This window comes from Bordetella sp. H567 (genome assembly GCF_001704295.1).
In the GTDB taxonomy this organism is placed as follows: domain Bacteria; phylum Pseudomonadota; class Gammaproteobacteria; order Burkholderiales; family Burkholderiaceae_B; genus Bordetella_C.
The window spans coordinates 3,059,551-3,078,799 of the sequence record NZ_CP012334.1; the positions used below are offsets into that span (position 1 = coordinate 3,059,551).

General features: G+C 68.3%; 14 protein-coding genes and 1 pseudogene. 7 read left to right on the forward strand and 8 right to left on the reverse strand.

Annotated elements, in window-relative coordinates:
- Nucleotides 1-46 precede the first annotated feature (46 nt).
- Together AKI39_RS25900 and AKI39_RS25905 are read left to right on the forward strand one after the other, a co-directional pair.
- Nucleotides 47-1,297 (forward strand): annotated as a pseudogene (locus tag AKI39_RS25900) (aconitase X); the annotation flags it as partial.
- A gap of 27 nt (nt 1,298-1,324) precedes the next feature.
- Complete coding sequence (locus tag AKI39_RS25905; RefSeq protein WP_201258595.1) at nt 1,325-1,975, forward strand: aconitase X swivel domain-containing protein; 651 nt, start codon at nt 1,325-1,327, stop codon at nt 1,973-1,975.
- Nucleotides 1,976-2,068: 93 nt separating this feature from the next.
- Here AKI39_RS25905 and AKI39_RS13775 read toward each other — a convergent pair whose 3' ends face one another.
- Both AKI39_RS13775 and AKI39_RS13780 read right to left on the reverse strand, forming a co-directional pair.
- Entirely contained in the window at nt 2,069-3,517 is a 1,449-nt protein-coding gene (locus tag AKI39_RS13775; RefSeq protein ID WP_443103619.1) for an AMP nucleosidase, read from the reverse strand.
- Between the two features lie 256 nt (nt 3,518-3,773).
- Nucleotides 3,774-4,901: a branched-chain amino acid ABC transporter substrate-binding protein gene (locus AKI39_RS13780; protein ID WP_066642974.1), complete on the reverse strand. Its 1,128-nt coding sequence runs from the start codon at nt 4,899-4,901 to the stop codon at nt 3,774-3,776.
- Nucleotides 4,902-5,170: 269 nt separating this feature from the next.
- On the opposite strand from AKI39_RS13780, the gene AKI39_RS13785 reads away from it, so the two are divergent.
- Complete coding sequence (locus AKI39_RS13785; RefSeq protein WP_066636926.1) at nt 5,171-5,758, forward strand: RBBP9/YdeN family alpha/beta hydrolase; 588 nt, start codon at nt 5,171-5,173, stop codon at nt 5,756-5,758.
- A 327-nt stretch (nt 5,759-6,085) separates the two neighbouring features.
- Nucleotides 6,086-9,472, forward strand: a complete 3,387-nt coding sequence (locus AKI39_RS13790; RefSeq protein WP_066636929.1) for a hypothetical protein — start codon at nt 6,086-6,088, stop codon at nt 9,470-9,472.
- On the opposite strand, the gene AKI39_RS13795 is transcribed toward AKI39_RS13790, so the two are convergent.
- From AKI39_RS13795 to AKI39_RS13810, 4 genes are read right to left on the reverse strand one after another with little or no spacing between them, the layout of a single operon-like run.
- Nucleotides 9,469-10,419 carry a LysR substrate-binding domain-containing protein gene (locus AKI39_RS13795; protein ID WP_066636931.1) on the reverse strand — a complete coding sequence of 317 codons (951 nt, stop codon included), beginning with the start codon at nt 10,417-10,419 and terminating at the stop codon, nt 9,469-9,471. The two genes, AKI39_RS13790 and AKI39_RS13795, sit on opposite strands and share 4 nt — an antisense overlap.
- A 51-nt stretch (nt 10,420-10,470) precedes the next feature.
- Entirely contained in the window at nt 10,471-12,564 is a 2,094-nt protein-coding gene (gene recG, locus AKI39_RS13800; protein ID WP_076879700.1) for an ATP-dependent DNA helicase RecG, read from the reverse strand.
- 41 nt (nt 12,565-12,605) lie between these two features.
- Nucleotides 12,606-12,992: a Rid family detoxifying hydrolase gene (locus AKI39_RS13805; protein WP_066636933.1), complete on the reverse strand. Its 387-nt coding sequence runs from the start codon at nt 12,990-12,992 to the stop codon at nt 12,606-12,608.
- Nucleotides 12,993-13,051: 59 nt separating this feature from the next.
- Entirely contained in the window at nt 13,052-13,972 is a 921-nt protein-coding gene (locus AKI39_RS13810) for a LysR family transcriptional regulator (protein WP_066636935.1), read from the reverse strand.
- Between the two features lie 96 nt (nt 13,973-14,068).
- On the opposite strand from AKI39_RS13810, the gene AKI39_RS13815 reads away from it, so the two are divergent.
- The 3 genes from AKI39_RS13815 (at nt 14,069) to AKI39_RS13825 (ending at nt 17,041) form a co-directional block, all read left to right on the forward strand.
- Nucleotides 14,069-15,463: an acyclic terpene utilization AtuA family protein gene (locus AKI39_RS13815; RefSeq protein WP_066642979.1), complete on the forward strand. Its 1,395-nt coding sequence runs from the start codon at nt 14,069-14,071 to the stop codon at nt 15,461-15,463.
- 74 nt (nt 15,464-15,537) lie between these two features.
- Nucleotides 15,538-15,945 (forward strand): AtuA-related protein, encoded by a 408-nt coding sequence (locus AKI39_RS13820; protein ID WP_066642982.1) that lies wholly within the window; start codon nt 15,538-15,540, stop codon nt 15,943-15,945.
- Nucleotides 15,946-16,072: 127 nt separating this feature from the next.
- Complete coding sequence (locus AKI39_RS13825; protein WP_066636937.1) at nt 16,073-17,041, forward strand: Bug family tripartite tricarboxylate transporter substrate binding protein; 969 nt, start codon at nt 16,073-16,075, stop codon at nt 17,039-17,041.
- Nucleotides 17,042-17,128: 87 nt separating this feature from the next.
- Here the strand turns inward: AKI39_RS13825 and AKI39_RS13830 are convergent, their stop codons facing one another.
- Complete coding sequence (locus AKI39_RS13830; protein ID WP_066636939.1) at nt 17,129-17,905, reverse strand: ferredoxin--NADP reductase; 777 nt, start codon at nt 17,903-17,905, stop codon at nt 17,129-17,131.
- 279 nt (nt 17,906-18,184) lie between these two features.
- Complete coding sequence (locus tag AKI39_RS13835; RefSeq protein WP_066636942.1) at nt 18,185-19,177, reverse strand: Bug family tripartite tricarboxylate transporter substrate binding protein; 993 nt, start codon at nt 19,175-19,177, stop codon at nt 18,185-18,187.
- Nucleotides 19,178-19,249 lie beyond the last annotated feature (72 nt).

Sequence of the window (19,249 nt, forward strand, 5' to 3'; positions counted from 1 at the left end):
AAGATCACTACAATTCCCTCTTTCGCCGCCGCAAGGAAGCTTCCTCGTGATCGCGCTTTCCGACTACGACCAGGCCCTGCTCCAGGGTGACCGCGGGGCAGCGGCCGCGTTGGCCATGCGGGTGCTGGTCCGCTCCGCCGCCGTCATGGGCGCGGACAGCCTCATCGATATCGAAAGCGCCCATATCGACGGCTGCCTGTACCACGGGCAGGCCAGCCTGGATTTCGTCGAAAGGCTGGTACAGGGTGGCGGCAAGGTCGTGGTCCCCACCACGCTGAACGTGGGCTCCATGGACCTTATTCATCCGGAACTGTTCCGCGGCGACGACGCGCTGCGCAGCGCGGGCACTCGGCTGATGCAGGCCCATGTCGAGCTGGGCTGCGAATCGACGTTCACCTGCGCACCCTACCAGCTGGCGCGACGGCCACGGCTGGGCCAGCAGATCGCCTGGGCCGAATCCAATGCCATCGTCTTCGCCAATTCCGTCCTGGGCGCGCGCACCAACCGCTATGGCGACTTCATGGACCTGTGTGCCGCGCTGACCGGCCGCGCGCCGCGCTGCGGCCTGCATCTGCCGGAAAACCGCCGCGCCGGCATCGTATTCGCGCTGGGCGACGATTTCCCGCGCGACCCGGCCAGCCGCGACATCTGGTACGCGGCACTGGGCCTTTTGATCGGCCAGCGCGCCGGCGGCGCGGTGCCGGCTGTCACGGGCCTGCCCGCCGATACGACGGAAGACGAGCTCAAGGCCCTGGGCGCCGCCGCCGCGTCCAGCGGCGCCATCGCCCTCTTCCACGCCGTGGGGATCACACCGGAAGCGCCCACGCTGGAAGCGGCGCTGGCCGGCGGCCCCACGGCGCGGACCATCGCCGTCGGCCGCGAGGACTTGCGCGACGTGCGAGCCATGCTGAACCAGGCGGCGCCCGGCGCACCGCTGGCCGCCGTGAGCGTGGGCACGCCGCATTTCTCGCTGGCCGAATGCGCCGCACTGGAAGCGCTGCTGGCCGACTCGGCGGACCGCTTCGCCGTGGATTTCTACGTCAATACCAGCCGCTACATCCTTTGGGAGCTCGAAGCCTCGGGACGGGCCGACCGCCTGCGCGCCGCGGGCGTGCAGTTCGTCACGGACACCTGCACCTATATCACCCCCATCATGCGGCAGACGCAGGGCCTGGTGATGACCAATTCCGGCAAATGGGCGCACTATGCGCCCGCCAATATCGGCGTACAAGTGGCCTACGGCAGCCTGCGCGAATGCGTGCGCTCGGCCCGGCAGGGAAAGGTGTGTTTTGACGAAGCGGATGTACCGTGTACCGCATCGCCCATGGCGACGGGGGACGGCCACGACGCCGTCGACTCGGCTATCGGCACGGCAATCGGGTCGGCAATCGGCTCGGCTATCGACTCGGGGATCGACTCGGCAATCGACTCGGCGACCGACTCGGCAATCGGCGCGGCACCCGGCGGGGCCACTGGCGCCGGTGTGGCGGCCGCGCGGGGCGTGGCGCGCGCCGCCGCCGGGCCGGTATCCTCGGCATCCTGCTCCGGTATCGCCATCGTGCCGGGTATCGGCGCGGGCGGCTTGCTCGTGCTGGACGAACCGCTCAGCTTCTGGGGCGGCTACGACGCGCAGGCCGGCACCATCGTCGAACCGCGCCATCCGCAATTCGGCTTGGCGCTGCGGGGCACGTTCCTGCTGATGGCGCGGGCCAAGGGATCGAGCTCCAGCAGCAGCGTGCTGGCGGAAGCCATCCGCAACGGCACCGGCCCCGCGGCCATCGTGATGCGCGAACGCGACCTGATCGTGGCATTGGGCTGCATCGTTGCCTCGGAACTGTATGGCGTCGATGTGCCGATCGCGGTCGTGGACGAGGCCGGATGGCAGGCATTGGCGGCGCTGCCGCCCGGCACCCCGCTGCGGCTGGAAGCCGGCGAGGCGCGGTGCGACATTACCGCCGGAACACTGCCTTCATGATGGCTGGCGGCGATGCCGGAAGAATGCCGTATCCCTGAAGACGCACGGCGATGGCCGCGCGAGCACGCCGCCCCATGAGGCCGCGCGTCGCCATCACTGGAACGCGGTCTCCATGAAGCTGCGCAGCTTGCGCGAATGCAGGCGTTCCGGCGGCATCTCGCGCAGGCGCTCCAGCGCGCGGATGCCGATTTCCAGATGCTGGCCTACCTGGCGCCGGTAAAACGCCGTCGCCATTCCCGGCAGCTTCAGCTCCCCGTGCAGCGGTTTGTCGGACACGCAGAGCAAGGTGCCGTAGGGTACCCGGAAGCGAAAACCGTTGGCCGCGATGGTGGCCGATTCCATGTCCAGGGCGATGGCGCGCGATTGCGCGAATCGCTGGACCGGCTCCGTATGGTCGCGCAATTCCCAATTGCGGTTGTCGATCGTCGCCACCGTGCCGGTACGCATGATGCGCTTCAAGTCCCATCCCGACAGCCCCGCGACTTCCTCCACGGCCTGTTCCAGCGCCACCTGCACTTCGGCCAGGGGCGGCACCGGCACCCAGGTGGGCAGGTCCGCGTCCAGCACGTGGTCGTCGCGCACATAGCCATGCGCCAGCACGTAGTCGCCCAGGCGCTGCGAGGTGCGCAGGCCCGCGCAATGCCCCAGCATCAGCCAGGCGTGGGGACGCAGCACGGCGATGTGGTCGGTGATCGTCTTGGCGTTCGACGGCCCCACCCCGATATTGACCAGCGTGATGCCGGAGTGGTCCGCACGGGTCAGGTGATAGGCGGGCATCTGCGGCAGCCGGCCCGGCGCGGCATCCGCGGCGATCGGCTCGCCGCGCCGCGTGACGCGGTTGCCGGGCTCGATCAAGGCGTCGTAATCGCCTTCGCCGGCCGCGAGCATGGCACGCGCGCGGGCGCAGAATTCGTCGACGTAGAACTGGTAGTTGGTAAACAGCACGTAGTTCTGGAAGTGCGCCGGCGCGGTGGCGGTGTAGTGCTGCAGCCGGTGCAGCGAATAATCCACGCGCGGCGCCGTGAACGGGCCCAGTGGACGCGGCTCGTTGCTGCGGCCGTGCCAGGTGCCGTTGACGATCGCATCGTCCGTGATCGCCAGGTCCGGCACGTCGAAGATGTCTCGCAGCGGCCGCTTCAGGCCCTCCAGGTGCTCGCCTTCGATATAGGCGCCGTTTGGAAAGGCGAAATGCAGCGGGATGGGCACGTGGGATTCCCCGACTTCCACCGGCACCTTGTGGTTCAGCAGCAGATGGCCGATCTGCTCGAGCAGATAATCCTTGAACAGGCCCGGCTGCGTGATGGTCGTTTGGTAGACGCCGGGTTCGGCCACGTGGCCGTACGACAGCCGGCTGTCCACGGGGTCGTAGGTATGGACCGCGATGCGCACGCTGGGATAGCAGGCCCGCACGCGGACGCCCTGCATCTCGTCGCCATGGGTGATGCGCTGCAGGCCGGCGCGCAAATAGGCCGTGTTGCGCTCGTAGATCTCGATCAGGCGCGTGACCGCGGCCTCGGCGCTGTCGAACGCTTCGTACGGCATGAAATCCGGCCGGACGGTGGGGGGTACTGCGTCGCCACTACTCATGGATAAAGTCTCCTTTTTGTCGCCGGGCCGTCCCAAGACAAAAAACGGCCCCCTTGGGGGGGAGCAAGCCGACTTGTCGGCGCCGCGTGGGGGGCCCCTTTTGTCGCTGGGCCGTCCCAAGACAAAAACGGCCCCCTTTGGGGGCCAGCAAGCCGACTTGTCGGCGCGGCGCGGGGGCCCCGTCCGTGTGCCCTCGCGCCGCGCCGCCGGTTTATGGCGCCGGCGTATGCGAACCGTCTTGGTGCCACTCGTACACTTTGAAGGCGAAGCTGTTCAAATCGCCTTGCGAGTTCCACGATACCTTACCGATGGGCGACTCGATGCTGTTTTTGTGCAGCCATGCCGCCACCTTGGTGGGATCGGCCGCGCCCACGCCCTTGATGCCGTCGACGATGGCCATCGTGGCCGTGTAGGCCGTCAGCTGGAAAGCGCCGGACGGATTGCGCTGCTTATCCTTGAACGCCTTGACCAGTTCCGTGTTCTTGGGATCCTGGGAGAAATCGGCCGGCAGCGTCAGCAGCATGCCTTCCACGGCCTGCCCGGCGATCGCGTTGATGTCCGGATTGCCCGCGCCTTCCGGGCCCATGAAGCGGGCCTTCAGCCCTTGTTCCGCGCCCTGCCGCATCAACAGGCCCAGTTCCGGGTGATAACCGCCGTAATAGACGAAGTCGACGTTCGCGCTCTTCAGCTTGGTGATCACCGCCGAATAATCGCTGTCGCCGGCATTGATGCCCTCGAACACCGCCACGGGAATACCGGCCTTTTCCAGCTGGTTCTTGACCGAGGTGGCGATGCCCTGGCCATACGACTGCTTGTCGTGCAGGACCGCGACCTTCTTGGGCTTGATCTTGTCGACGATGTAGGCCGCCGCCGCGGGCCCTTGCTGATCGTCGCGGCCGATGGTGCGGAAGATGAAGTTGTACTTCTTGCCGTCGGTCAGGGCCGGGGCGGTGGCCGACGGCGTCACCATGACGACGCCTTCCTGCTCATAGATGGGAGCCGCGGCGATCGTGGCGCCCGAGCACACCCCGCCCACGACGAAGCCGATCTTTTCGTTCACCACCCGGTTGGCCGCCGTCGGACCCTGCTTGGGCTCGCAGCCATCGTCGATAACCACGGCTTCCAGCTTGCGTCCGTTGACGCCGCCCGCGGCATTGACCTGCTCGATGGCCGTGTGGACGCCTTCGCGCACCATGTCGCCGTATTGCGTGACGGCACCGGTGGTGGGGCCCACCACGGCGATCTTGATCGCGATCGCCTGGGCCTGTGCCGGGGTGGCCAGCATGCCGGCCGTGAGTGCGAGCGCGGCCATGGCCGCCAAACGATGGTGTTTTTTCATCTTCATCTCCTGTTGCGCTCCATGCCAAATGGTGGACTCGTGGTCCGCCAGGGGCGATTCCACCGGCCACGGGCCGGCGAAAGGGTCCAAAGGATACCGTAAAGCGGGACCGATTCATGGCGGCCGCGAACGAGCCCGGCAAATATCGGCCAGGTCCTTTTAAACGGTGCAATGCCAGGTTTCAACGCCTCATTTATATAACGGAAGGCATATAACCAATCGCAAATTAAGTCGTTTGCGCAATGAGGGCCACGGGGCATTATCGCCCCATGCGATTTCAACCCATCATCGTCCCGGGTTGGCGGAATTCCGGCCCCGATCACTGGCAGACCCTGTGGCAGCACAGCCTGCCGCACGCCGTGCGGGTGTCCCAGCGGGACTGGGAAAACCCCAACCCGGACGACTGGATCGGCGCCGTGGCCGCCTGCGTGGAGGCCGCGCCCTGGCCGGCCTTGCTGATCGCCCACAGCCTGGGGTGCATCGCCTCGGTTGCCCTGCCGACGGCGCTGCACGGCCGCGTGGCCGGCGCGCTGCTGGTGGCGCCGGCGGACATCGAGCGCCCTGGCGCGGCGCCCGGCCTGGCGTCGTTCGGCCCCATCCCGACGCGTTCGCTCGGCTTCCAGAGCGTGGTCGTCGCCAGCGACAATGATCCCTGCTGCGCCCTGCCCCGGGCGCGCGATTTCGCCCACCACTGGGGCAGCCGCATCGTCGTGCTGTCCGGCGCCGGCCACATCAATGCGGCGGCCGGCTTCGGCGACTGGCCGGACGGCCTGAAGATACTGCGCGCGCTGCGCCGCCGCGCCGCGTGGCGCGTCAGCGCGCCGATGCGGCGCATTCCGGCAATCGCGCGCGCCTGAGAATAATCCCATGGCCGCAATGGCATGCACGCGCGTCCCGGACGGCCCGTGCCCCTGGCGCGCAGGCTGATCCCTACAAGACCCGGCGCCAAATCGGCGCGGCACGCACCGTTGCGCTTATGGATGCCAGGCGAGCACGCATCTAGACTGGCTGGGCTATCCGCCCTGCACCAACCAGACTGGCCGGGCTACCCGCCCACACCGATACAACGCAACATGCCTCCCATTACTGGAGCCAGCGCGGCTCCCCTCACCCTCGTCACCTCGTCCCAGTCGATCCAACCCTCCTGCCGTGTCCAGGGCCCTGGCTTCAAGGCGGTCCAGGGCGTGGCAAAGCGTATACACAAATGGCCGGGAGGCACGCATGCCGCCTCCCGCGCACCGTTCACCCTGCTGCGCGGCGAGCACCAAGCGCGTGTAAACAAGGCCGCGCGCTGCCGCGACCGCATTGCCGAGGCAAGCCGGCATCTGCAGGCCAACACGGGACGCGCGCCCGACGCCGGCGACCTGGCGGCGCTCGAGCGCAGCGAAGCCAAACTGCAAGACCAGACCAAGGTCCATGCCTCGCTGCGCGACGTACTGGTCGACCAGACCATCCGCGCCTACCTGCCGGAAAATACAGGTCGCCGGCAGGCCAAGCAGCGCTACAAAGGCTTGATCAAGCTGCGCCAAGGCCCCCTGAATAAACCACACCGGGCCGGATCGGCGCCCGATGCCGTCCGCTGCGCGCTGGACACGGCCACGGCGCTGGAAGCGTCCGCCCGGCAGGTCCAGGCGATCGGCCAGGCGTACCAGGCCGGCGACGGGCGGATCGTGCTATCGGGGCAGATGGTGGATGAACTGGTCAGCCTGCTGAACGGCATGAAGATGCTGCGCCCCCAGGAACAGGATCCTGCCGACTTTCTTTACCCAGCCGTGAAGCTGATGCACGAGGCGAACCGCGGCGCGGCGCCCGGCGACCCGCTGTTGCCGAAACTGCTGCGCGACCTGGGCAACGCGGGGCGGGACGACGCGCAGGGGCTGCGCGCCCAGCTGATGCGCAAATGCGATGCGCTGGACTTTTGGCTCGCCCACCATGCCGAGGAGTCTTATGCCCACGCGCCTGCCGCGACGCGGCAGGGCTTGGCCGCCGCACTCGATGTGCTGCTGGATGGATTAGCCGGCGCGGCCCGCAAGGTGCTGCACGAAGAACTGCAGGCCTGCGTGCCAGGCTGGGCACGCCAGGCGCAGGCCGGCCTGTTCCGGGATGCCGGCATCCTGCATGACAGCGCGCAGCGCTGGCGGGACCACGGCCTGGCGCACGGCGACGGCGTGGCGGTTTTGCAGGCTTCCCCGGCCGAAGCGGTGAAGATGCTGCTGGAGCAGGCCGCGAACGAGGCGCTGGGTACGGCCGCCGCGCCCGCCGGCGAACGCGCGCCGCTGATCCATGGGTTAAGGAGCCGACTGGACCCGCTTGCCCAAGTCATCCAGCGGGCGCTGGACGAAAAGGGGCTGGCGAACCATGCCACGCCCAACGAAATCGCCGCGCTGCGCCAGTCGCTGATGCAGGCAGTGCTGGAAGAGACCGGCATCCTGGGCGAGATCCATCGGCTGCGGGCCGCGGACATTCCAACTGCCGCCTCGCCGTCGCAAGGCGCCACACCCGCTGTCGGGTCGCGACAGGCGCAGCCCCGCCGCGCCCCGCATCCCGGCAATCTGCGCACGGCCTCCGATCCCTTCGGGGCTCCCAACCGTCCTCTGCATTCCCAGGTGCTCAAGCGCATGAAAAACGCCGGCGCGGACGCGCAGCGCCAGATCATCAAGATGCTGACGGCGTGCCGGCAAAGCGGCGACAAGTCCTTGTCGGGCCACAAGCTGCGCGCGCTGAACGGCGCATACGCGGCCCTGCAGGCTGTCCACGGCAACGCGGCCCAGGGCGTATGGCAGGCGCTGCTCAAGGACGAGACGATGCGTCTGAAGGATCGCGACCTGCAGGCGCTGAACAGCGGCGTATTGTGCGCGCGCGCCGGCGGCGCGGCCAACCCGGGGTCCGTTGTCGCGGACGACGCCGAACGTGCCGCCAGCGACAGGCTGCTGGACGAGATCTGGACCGCCGTGCGCGCCACCTCGGCCAGGCGCAGTGCCACGCCCTTGCTGAAAAGCTGGTGCGCGTCGCCATCCGCCACGGCGGACACGGTGAGCGGCCCCGCGCTTGCCCGCCAGACGGAAGTCTTGCGCGACCGGATCGGCATGCTGGAGGATGGCAAGGTGGACGTCCGGACACTGCTGGACGCCGCACTGGAAGAGTTGGACAACCGGGAATTGAAAGCCTTGATCGCGGCACTGGCGAGGGCGCCGGCGGCAGACTCGGCCACCCGTGCCACGTCGATCCGGACGGTGGACGTCGCGGCGACTTTGCCGTTCACGTCGAGGGCGGCCTCCGGGGCACGCTCCGCGGCCGACGCCACGACGATGCCCGCGGCAAGCGCCACGGCGATGTCGGCCATAACGTCCGCTGCCGCGGCTGCGCTCGACGCGCCGGCAACACAGCCCATCGACGCCGGGACGTCGACGCTGCGCCGGCGGCTGGCGCGATTACTGCGCGGCGGCGATCGCCGTCCGAGCGTGCAAGCCCAGCCCGCAGCCACCGCCCCGGCCCCAGCCCCGATGAACACGCAGGTCTTCGTGGACCAGCTATATGCCGCGGCGCGCGGCCAGGCGGAGAAGCGCATGGAGGCGCTGCGCGACACGCTGATGCCGCCCTTCCTGACCACGCTGTTCGCCCAGGCCGGTGTTCTCCATGCCATGATCGACACCCCGGAAGCGCGCGCCGTCAACGGGCCGCCCGCGAAAACGCTGGAACGCCTGATCCGCGATGCCGTCCGGCAAGGCAAGCTGACCCATCAATCCAACGCGGACACGGCCGCCGCGCTGACGGGTACCTACTTCCTGCGCACGACGCGGGGCTACGACATCGTGCGCGACCTGACACGCACGCTGGCCAACGAAACGGCGTCGCTGCATGCGCGCCTGGCAGCCGGCATGGAAGACCTGGGCATTGCACACTTTTGCTCCGCCAGGGCCGCCGCCGAATGGCGCGACGGCGCCATCGAACATATCCTGCACAAGACCGGCATATGGGAACGCCTGGACCTGGCGGTGGCACGCCGCGCGCCCCGCATCATGGCAACACAGCGGGATGCACCCGGCCTGGCCGGCATCGACGGGCGTCCTTCCCTGATGCGTGGCGAGGTGCGCGCCAGCACCCGTTCGACGCAGTCGGTGGACCGCAACGGCTATGCCATATTCGGAGCGCTTCCGGGCAGGGCCGGGATGGAGTCGGTGCCTGAGGAAGCGGGCCACGCCGCCATCGACCGCCGCGTCGACGAACCGATCTATGCGACCATCGACCAGCCCGTCGACGCGCCGATTTACGCCGCCATCGACCAGCCCACCGATGGCCCCGCCGACGCCGCCATCGGCAGGCACATCGATGAGCCGCCCTACGCCGGCGTCCAAAAACGCGCCAGCACGGTGGCCTCCGACGACAGCGGCATCGGCAGCGCCGACGACGCTTCGCAGATCTCCATCAACGGCCATCCCTACGAGGCGACCCGCGGGTCGGCTTACACCACGCCTAGGACGCGCATGGCAAACGCCGTCGACCCACAGCTGGCCGCCGCCTTGCGCGCCGCGCTGGAGGAACGCAACCGTGGCGCGTGGAACCGGGCCTAGTCCTGATGCGCGGCGGCCAGGCCTTCCAGCATGCGCACGCCCGGCATGGGCGTGGCATAGACCGCCTGCGCGAGCGCTTCGATGGCGGCCAGCCGCGGGAAGCTGCGCCGCCAGGCCAGCACCACGCGTCGATCCGGCACCGGCTCTTCCAGCGGCACGTAGCGCAGCAGGCTGTCGGCCGGGGGATTCTCCGGCACGGCTGTCACCGGCAGCACCGTGATGCCGATGCCTGCCGCGACCATATGGCGGATGGTTTCCAGCGAGGACCCTTCGAAGGTGCGCTGGATACCGTCGCTGGCGGCGGAAAAACGCGACAGCTCCGGACAGACTTCCAGTACCTGGTCGCGGAAACAGTGCCCGCTGCCCAGCAGCAGCATGGTCTGCTGCTTCAGGTCCTGCGCCGGGATGGCCGTGCGATCCGCCCACGGATGGTCCCTGGGCACGGCAACCAGGAAAGGCTCGTCATACAGCGGCTGGATGACCAGGCCCGCTTCCGGCAGCGGCAGGGCCATGATGGCGCAGTCGATCTCGCCCTGGCGCAGCAGCTCCACCAGGCGCAAGGTGAAGTTTTCCTGCAGCAGCAAGGGCATTTGCGGCGTGCGTTCGATCTGCACCGGCACCAGCCGCGGCAACAGGTAAGGCCCGATGGTGTGGATCACGCCCACGCGCAAGGGGCCGGCCAGCGGGTCGTGCCCCTGGCGGGCGATTTCCTTGATGCTGGCGCTTTCCTCCAGCACCTTCTGCGCCTGCGCGACGATGCGCTGGCCGATGGGCGTGACACCCACCTCCGCCCCGCCGCGCTCGAAAATCGTCACGCCCAGTTCGTCCTCAAGTTTCCGTATCGCCACCGACAAGGTCGGCTGGCTGACGAAACAGGCCTCGGCCGCGCGGCCGAAATGACGTTCGCGTGCCACGGCGACGATGTACTTGAGTTCGGTGAGAGTCATGGTCGGGCTTCCGTATCATGGCCGCTCGCGCGGCGCGTTGAGTCACGATCTTCAGGTACGCAGGAAATCCTCGCGCCCGCGCATCCAGCGCGCCAGGTGCGCCTGCACCGCGTCGGCGTGATCCTTGCGCAGCCAGGCGGCGGCCTCGCGCGCCTGTTCCGCGATGGCCGCATCCAGCTCGATATCGGCAAAGCGCAGCAGCGCCAGGCCGGATTGCCGGGTCCCCAGGAATTCCCCCGGCCCGCGCTGCACCAGGTCGCGCCGCGCGATTTCAAAACCGTCGGAGGTCTCGAACATCGCGCGCAGGCGTTCGCGGGCGATACGCGACAACGGTGCCTGGTACACCAGCACGCAGACCGATTCGGCGGTGCCGCGTCCCACGCGGCCGCGCAGCTGATGCAGCTGGGCCAGGCCGAAACGCTCGGCGTGTTCGATCACCATGAGCGAGGCATTGGGCACGTCGACGCCGACCTCGATCACCGTGGTCGCGACCAGTACGTCGACGCGGCCTTCGCGGAACGCCTGCATGACCTCGGCCTTTTCGTTCTGCGGCAGGCGCCCGTGTACCAGGCCGATGCGCAGGTCCGGGAGGTCGGCGCGCATGGCCTCGTAGGTGTCGACCGCCGTCTGCAATTCCAGCGCCTCGCTTTCCTCGACCAGCGGGCAGACCCAGTATGCCTGGCGCCCCGCGCGCGCGGCCTGCGCGATATGGGCGATGACCTCCTCGCGGCGCGCGTCGGACACCAGCTTGGTGACCACCGGCGTGCGTCCCGGCGGCAGTTCGTCGATAACGGACACGTCCAGGTCGGCGAAAAAAGTCATGGCCAGCGTGCGCGGAATCGGCGTGGCGCTCATGTTCAGCTGATGCGGCACGATGCGCCCGCGCGCCGACTCGCCCTTGCGATTCAGGGCCAGGCGCTGTCCCACGCCAAAGCGGTGCTGTTCATCCACGATGGACAGGCCCAGGCGCTGGAAGGCCACGTGCTCCTGGATCAGGGCCTGGGTGCCCACGATCAGCTGCACGCTGCCGTCGGCCACGGCGGCGGCCGCCTCGCGCCGCGCCTTCGCCCCCACGCTGCCGCTCAGCCAGGCCACCCGCACGCCCAGGGGTTGCAGCCAATCCACGAGTTTGCGGAAATGCTGTTCGGCCAGGATTTCGGTCGGCGCCATCAAGGCCACCTGCGCGCCCGCCTCCATGGCCTGGGCCGCCGCGATGGCCGCGACGACCGTCTTGCCGCTGCCGACGTCGCCCTGCAGCAACCGATGCATGGGAAAGGGCCGGGCCAGGTCGGCCGCGATCTCGGCGACCACGCGTTGCTGCGCCCCGGTCAGCGCGAAGGGCAAGGCGCCGTACAGGCGCGCGACCAGGCCGCCGGCATTGCCGGACGGCGCCAGCGGCAAGGCCTTGTGCGACCGCCGGGCCGCGCGCGCGGCCGCCAGCGAGAGCTGCTGGGCCAGCAGTTCGTCGAACTTGATGCGCCGCCATGCGGGATGCGCGCGTTCGACCAGTTCGTGCTCCGACACGCCCGGCGGCGGCGCGTGCAATATGCGTATGGACTCGTCGAACGGCGCCAGGCCATAGCGCTCGCGCACCGCGGGTGGCAGCGTGTCGGCAAGGTCGGCCTGCGCCAATGCTTGCCCGATGGCCTTGCGCAGCACGGTCTGGTGCAGGCCTTCGGTGGTCGGATAGACCGGTGTCAACGCGGTGGCCAGCGGCGCATCGGCGCTGGCCATGCGCGGATGCACCATTTCCCGTCCGAACAGGCCGCCGCGTATTTCGCCGCGCGCGCGCAGCCGGCGGCCCACCGCCAGCTGGCGCTGCTGGCTGGGATAGAAATTGAGCCAGCGCAATTGCAGTTCGCCGCTGTCGTCGGCGATGGCCGCCGTCAACTGGCGGCGCGGCCGGTACTGCACCTCGCAGCGCGTGATTTCGCCTTCGACCTGGGCGGCGAACCCGGGGCGCAGCGTGGCAATCGGCGTAATACGGGTTTCGTCCTCGTAGCGCAGCGGCAGGTGCAGGATCAGGTCGGCCGGTTCCACCAGCCCCAGGGCGTGCAGGCGGCGCGTGATGGCATCGCCGCGCGGCGGCGACGCGGCCTGCGCCGCGGATGCGCGCGCTTTGCCCGGGGCCGTGGCGGCAGGCATGGTGTCGTGGGATACCGTTCAGGAACTGCGAAACGTGCCCTTCAGAGAACGACGACGGCTTCCACCTCGAACTGGGCGCCCTTGGGCAGGCTGGCCACGCCCACCGTGGAACGCGCGGGATAGGGCTGGGGAAAGATATCGGCCATGATGGTGTTGACCGTGCCGAACTTGCCCAGGTCGGTCAGGAACAGCGTGAGCTTTACCACGTTTTCCTTGGTGCCGCCGGCGGCCTCCGCCACCGCGAGCATATTGGCGAAGGCCTGCTTGACCTGCCCTTCGAAGCTCTCGGACACCAGTTCGCCGTTATGGGGTTCCAGGCCGATCTGGCCCGAGAGGTAGACCGTCCTAGCGCCGGTCACGGCGACGGCCTGCGAATAGGGTCCGACGGCCTTCGGGGCGTCCTGGGTGTGGATGATCTCTTTGTTCATGTTGGCTCCGGCGCGGAAAGACATAGGAAAACTTCTATCGAAGTTTAATCATCCATAGGCTACCGTGAAAGCCCTGCATGGTGCGCGATCGACGCGATATGTTCACGCTCTCGTAACAATGTTTCATATAAAGTCTGGGCGGCCAGGGGCAGCGTGCGGCCGGTGCGCTTGACCAGATAGAGCGCCCGCGTGGGCACCTTGCCGGCCAGCGGGCGGATCGCCACGCCGGGCCGCTGGAAGTGGAACAAGGTCATCTCCGGCACGATGCTGACCCCCAGCCCCGCCGCCACCAGGCCGGTGACGGTGGCCAGGTGTTCGACCTCCACCAACGGGCGCAGCTTGCGCCGGCCCAGGGCGGCATCCAGGTGCTGGCGCACGCTGCTGTTGCGGGCCAGCTGGATCAGCGGCCATTTGGCCACCTGCGCCAGCGTCGCGGCCGGCCGGGCGGCCAGCGGGTGATCGGCGCGGCACACCAGGTGAAACCGGTCCGCATGCAGGAATTCGCTGTCCAGTTCCGCCATATCGGCGCGCCGCGAGGCCACGGCGAAGTCGACCTCGCCGTCGCGCACCATATCCAGGCAGGGGTCCAGCAACGCATCGCGCAGCGTCAGGGCGATACCGGGGTAGCGCCGGTGGAAATCGGCCAGGATATCCGGCAGCCAGCCCGCGGCCAGCGATGGCAGGGCCGCAAGCGCCACGCGGCCGCGCCGCCGCGCCGCATGGTCGCGCAGGTCCTCCATGACCAGTTCGAAGTCGGCCAGCAACCGCCGCGCGGACGTTTCCAATATGCGGCCCTCCGCCGTCAGTTCGACATGCCGCGTGGTGCGGTCGAACAGCCGCATGCCGGCGTCGTCCTCGATGGCGCGAATGAGGGCGCTGAAAGCGGGCTGCGTCAAATGGCAGCGCTGCGCCGCCCGCGTGAAGTGCCTTTCCTCCGCCAGGGCGACGAAGGCGCGCAGATGCCGGGCCGACAGATTCATGGCATTTCTCTATCAATTGATCTTTTATTTCTATTTTACGTATGAACGGCGCCTGCCTATAGTGGCCGTGGAGACCCCACATCAGCCATGCCGGATATGCCTTCACCCTCCCCCGCCGCGCCTCCTGCCGCCGCGTCCACGCTGTTGATCGGCTGCGCCTCCGGCTTTTCCGGCGACCGCACCGACGGCGCCGGACCGGTCGTCGATACGCTGGCCGCGCGCGGCGGTGGCACGCTGATCTTCGAAACCCTGGCCGAGCGCACGCTGGCCCTGGCCCAGCTGGCGCGCCAGCAGGACACGCGCGCCGGTTACGAGCCGCTGCTGGACGAGCTGGTCGGCCCCGTGCTGGCGCGCTGCCATGCGCACGGCATACGCATCGTCAGCAACTTCGGCGCGGCCAACCCGCCAGGCGCCGCGCGGCGGATAGCCGAACTGGCGCGCGCGCAGGGCCTGCCCGCGCCGCGCATCGCGATCGTCCACGGCGACGACCTGTCCTCGCCGGCGCAGCGCGCCCTGCTGCGCGAACAACTGGGCCCGCGCATGGACGACATGGACATCGTCAGCGCCAACGCCTATCTGGGCGGCACGGAGATCGCCGACGCGCTGCGCGCGGGCGCCGACATCGTCGTGGCGGGCCGGGTGGCCGATCCTTCGCTGACGGTCGGCCCCGCCCTGGCCCACTTCGGCTGGCGCGAAGACGACTGGGAAAAACTGGGGCGCGCCACCATGGCCGGCCATATGCTGGAATGCGGCACCCAGGTCACGGGGGGCTATTTCTGCGTGCCGGGCCTCAAGGACGTGGACGGCCTGCATGAAACCGGCTTCCCCATCGCGGAGATCTCGGCCAACGGCGACTTCGTCATCGGCAAGGCCGCGCATACGGGCGGCCGGGTGGACGCGCGCACCGTCAAGGAACAACTGCTGTACGAAGTGCACGACCCCGCGCGCTACCTCACGCCGGACGTGGTGGCGGACCTGAGCCGCGCGCAAGTGATGGAGCTGGGCGCCGACCGCGTCCAGCTGCGCGGCATCACCGGCCACGCGCGGCCGGATACCCTGAAGGTCAACGTCTGCCATCGCGGCGGCTGGCTGGCCGAAGCCGAGATCTCCTACGCCGGCGTGCAGGCCGAAGCGCGCGCGCGGCTGGCCGCGGAGATCGTGCGCCGCCGCCTGCAAGACGCGCTGCGGCTGCGCATCGACCTGGTCGGCGCGGTCAGCATCCTGGACAACGACGACGGCGCGCTGCGCGCCGCCCTGCCGGACCGGCACGCGCGCGATGTCAGGCTGCGGGTGGCCGGCGCGCATGCCGATCGCGCCGTCGCGGAACGCGTACTGCGTGAAGTCACGGCCCTGTATTGCTGTGGGCCGGCAGGCGGCGGCGGTGTACGCACCGCCTTGCGGCCGCGCCTGAACATGGTGTCCTGCACCATCGACCGCGGCGCGGTGCGCGGCGGCTGGCGCATGTACGATCCGGCGGAGGACGAGCAATGAATCCGGGGGCGCGGGACGACGATGAGCCTGCCGTGCGCGGCGCCGGCGATCTATCCACCGGGCAAGGACAAGCGATGAATCGATCCCTCGTGCCGCTCTATCGCCTGGCGCACAGCCGCTCCGGCGACAAGGGCGATATTTCCAACCTGAGCCTGATCGCATGGGATCCGGCGTGCTACGACGTCATCGCCGCCTACGTGACGGCCGAACGCGTGCGGGAATGGTTCGCCTACCGCCGGCCGCACGCCGTGACGCGCTACCTGCTGCCCACGCTGCATGCGATGAACTTCGTGCTGGAAGGCGTGCTGGATGGTGGCGTCAACGACGCGCTGAACCTGGATGCCCACGGCAAATCCCTGTCCTTTCAGCTGCTGGACCTGCCGGTTCCCGTGCCCGCGGAAATGGCGGCGCGCCTGCCGGACGTGCCGGGCGACCCGTGGCCTTTTCAGTCCCTTGCGCGGGACGGATCGACGGGCGGATAAAGCAGGCCGATGCAGGCAGGGGCCGGCCGCGCAAACACGTTTGCGCCCCGGGCCGCCACCGGAATCGAGCCGTGAACCCACAAGCAGCAAACCAACCACAACACACGAAAAACCAAGGAGACACACCATGAAAATCCGTACCCTGCCGGCCCTGGCCGCCGTGATCGCCGCCGGCTGCGCGCCGCTGGCGGCATCGGCCGACGACTTCCCCAGCCGTCCCGTCACCTTCGTCGTTCCCTTCGCCGCCGGCAGCGCCACCGACCAGATCGCCCGCGCCCTGGCCCAGGGCGTCACCGAGCAGACCGGCCAAGCGGTGGTGATCGAGGACAAGCCGGGCGCCAGCGCGATGATAGGGGCGCAGGATGTGGCGCGCGCCAAGCCGGACGGCTACCGGGTGCTGATCACCACCAACACCACCCATGCGGCGAACGAACACCTGTACAAGCACCTGCAATACGATCCGGTCAAGGACTTCGCGCCGCTGACCTTGCTGGGCAAGGGCAGCCAGATCATGGTGGTGAACCCTTCTTTCCCGGCGAAGACGGTGGGCGAGTTCCTGGCGATGGCGCGCAAGGAGCCTGGCAAGCTCAGCTTCGGCAGCGGCAGCTCCAGCAGCCGCATCGCCGGCGAACTGCTGCAGCAGATGGCCAACGTGAAGCTGCTGCATGTGCCCTACAAGAGCAACCCGCTGGCCGTGACCGACCTGCTGGGCGGCCAGATCAGCACCATGATCACCGACATGGCCACCGGCCTGCCGCAGGTCCAGGCCGGCAAGCTGCGGGCCCTGGGCGTGACCACGCTGAAGCGGTCGCCGCTGGCGCCGGACGTGCCGACCATCGCGGAATCGGGCGTGCCCGGCTATGAAATGGGCTACTGGTTCGCCGCCTATGCGCCGGCCGGCACGCCGGCCGACGTGGTAAAGCGGCTGAATGCGCTGTTGGTCAAGGCCACCGAAGGCCCCGCTGCCAAGCAGTTCTACGCCAGCACGGGCACCGACCCGGCGACGTCGACGCCGGCCGAACTGGCGACCTTCCAGAAAGCCGAATCGAAAAAATGGCAGACCATCATCAAGCAGGCAGGCATCGAACCTGAATAGGCCCGCCTATCGCCGGCCCGGATGACCGCGGTCGCACGGCCCGAGGAGAGGGATATCCGTGCGACCTTCCCGGCCACGCGCGAGAGACTATTTTTCGACGAAGGCCCGTTCGACCACATAGTCGCCCGGCTGCCCTACGCCGGGAGAAACGGTGAACCCGCGCTTGTCCAGCATGGCGCTGATATCCGCCAGCATGTGGGGGCTGCCGCAGATCATGGCGCGGTCGGTTTCGGGGTTCAGCGGGGGCAGACCGATGTCCTGGAACAGCTTGCCGCTTTCCACGAGGTCCGTGATCCGGCCCTGGTTGCGGAAGGGTTCGCGCGTGACCGTCGGGTAATACACCAGCTTGCCGTTGACCATGTCGCCGAAAAACTCGTTGGCCGGCAGTTCGTTCTGGATGTAGTCGGCGTAGGCCAGCTCGCTTTTCCAGCGCACGCCGTGGACCAGGACGACTTTTTCGAATCGTTCGTAGACGTCCGGGTCCTTGATGATGCTCATGAAGGGCGCCAGGCCGGTACCCGTGCCGAACAAGTACAGGTTCTTGCCGGGCTTCAAGTCATGGACCACCAGCGTGCCTACCGGCTTGCGACTGACCAGGATGGTGTCCCCTTCCTTCAGGTGCTGCAGGCGCGACGTCAGCGGGCCATCCGGCACCTTGATGCTGAGGAATTCCAGGTTTTCCTCGTAGTTGGCGCTGGCGATGCTGTAGGCACGCAGCAAAGGCTTGCCTTCGACTTCCAGGCCGATCATGACGAAATGGCCGTTATGGAAGCGCAGCGCCGCATCGCGGGTGGTCTTGAAGGAAAACAGGGTGTCGTTCCAGTGGTGCACGCTCAGGACGCGCTCGGTATTGAAGGCTGCCATAGTGATCGAAAAAGACACGCGGCGACGTCGTTCGAGGGCGCGGCCGCCGGACGGGGAATAAAGGATCCGTCCAACAGTGAGGGATAACCCGATTTTATACGGTTTTATTGATAAGGGTTCTCAACTGAGTCGGTTTTGCGCGGTTTATAGAGACAGATTCGTTGTAAGCAAATAACCGGCTGTGCCGTTTCCGACGGTCCTATATACCTTGCCGGCATGGCTGGCCGCGCCCTTTTGCCCCGAGCCACCGCGCGCCGCCAGCCTTCCGCCCCCAGCGATTTACTCCGGCTTGATGTCGCCCTGCTGTATCACGCCCTTCCACTTGGCGATGTCCGCCGCGATACGCGCCGCGAATTCCGCGGGCGTGCTGCCGACGGGCACGAAGCCCAGGGATGCCAGCTTGTCGTGCAGTTCGCCGTTGCGGGCGGCCGCGGAAATCGTGCTTCCCAGCTTATCGATGACCGGCGCCGGAACGCCCGCGGGCGCGACCAGGCCGAACAGAGGCGCGGTGTCCACGCCGGGATAGCCGGCCTGCGCCATCGTCGGCACGTCCGGCAGGGACGGCACCCGCGCCGGGCTGGTGACGGCGATCGCGCGCAGCCGGCCGGCCTTGATGTGTTCGAGCAGCGTCGGCACCGTGGCGAAGGCGAACTGTATCTGTCCGCCGAGCAGGTCGGTGAAGACGGTGCCGCCGCCGCGGTACGGGACATGGACCACCTTGATGCCGGCCTGCTGGCGCAGTTGTTCACCGGCCAGGTGCGGCGCGCTGCCGACGCCCGCCGATCCAAAGGAAAGCGCGCCCGGATCGGCCTTGGCCAGCGCGACGAAGGAAGCCATGTCCGTGGCCTTGACCGAGGGGTGGACCACCATGACGAAGGGCGCGGTCGCGATCAGCGAGATGGGCGCGAAATCCTTGACGGTGTCGTACTGCAGCCGGCTGCCGAGCAGGCCCGGATTGATCACGAAGGCGGTGTCGACCATGCCGAGGGTGTAGCCGTCGGCGGGCGCCGTCGCCACCGCGCGCGTGCCGATCACCGTGCCGCCGCCGCTGCGATTTTCGACGATGAAGGACTGGCCGTATGCCTTGGCATAGACCTCCGCCGCGAAGCGGCCCAGGGTATCAGTGGCCGCGCCGGGCGGATAGGGCACGAACATGCGCACGGGCTTGTCGGGATAGGCGCCGCCCTGCGCAAGCGCGAGCCGGGGCGACAGCGCGCCGGCCAGCATCAGCGCGCCGCCACCGGCGGCGAAGCGTCTGCGTGAAAGATCCATGGTCTTGTCTCCTCGAATTCTTTGGATGATTTATTCGCAAGTCCTGCTAAATCCCGCTACGCGGGCGTCCGC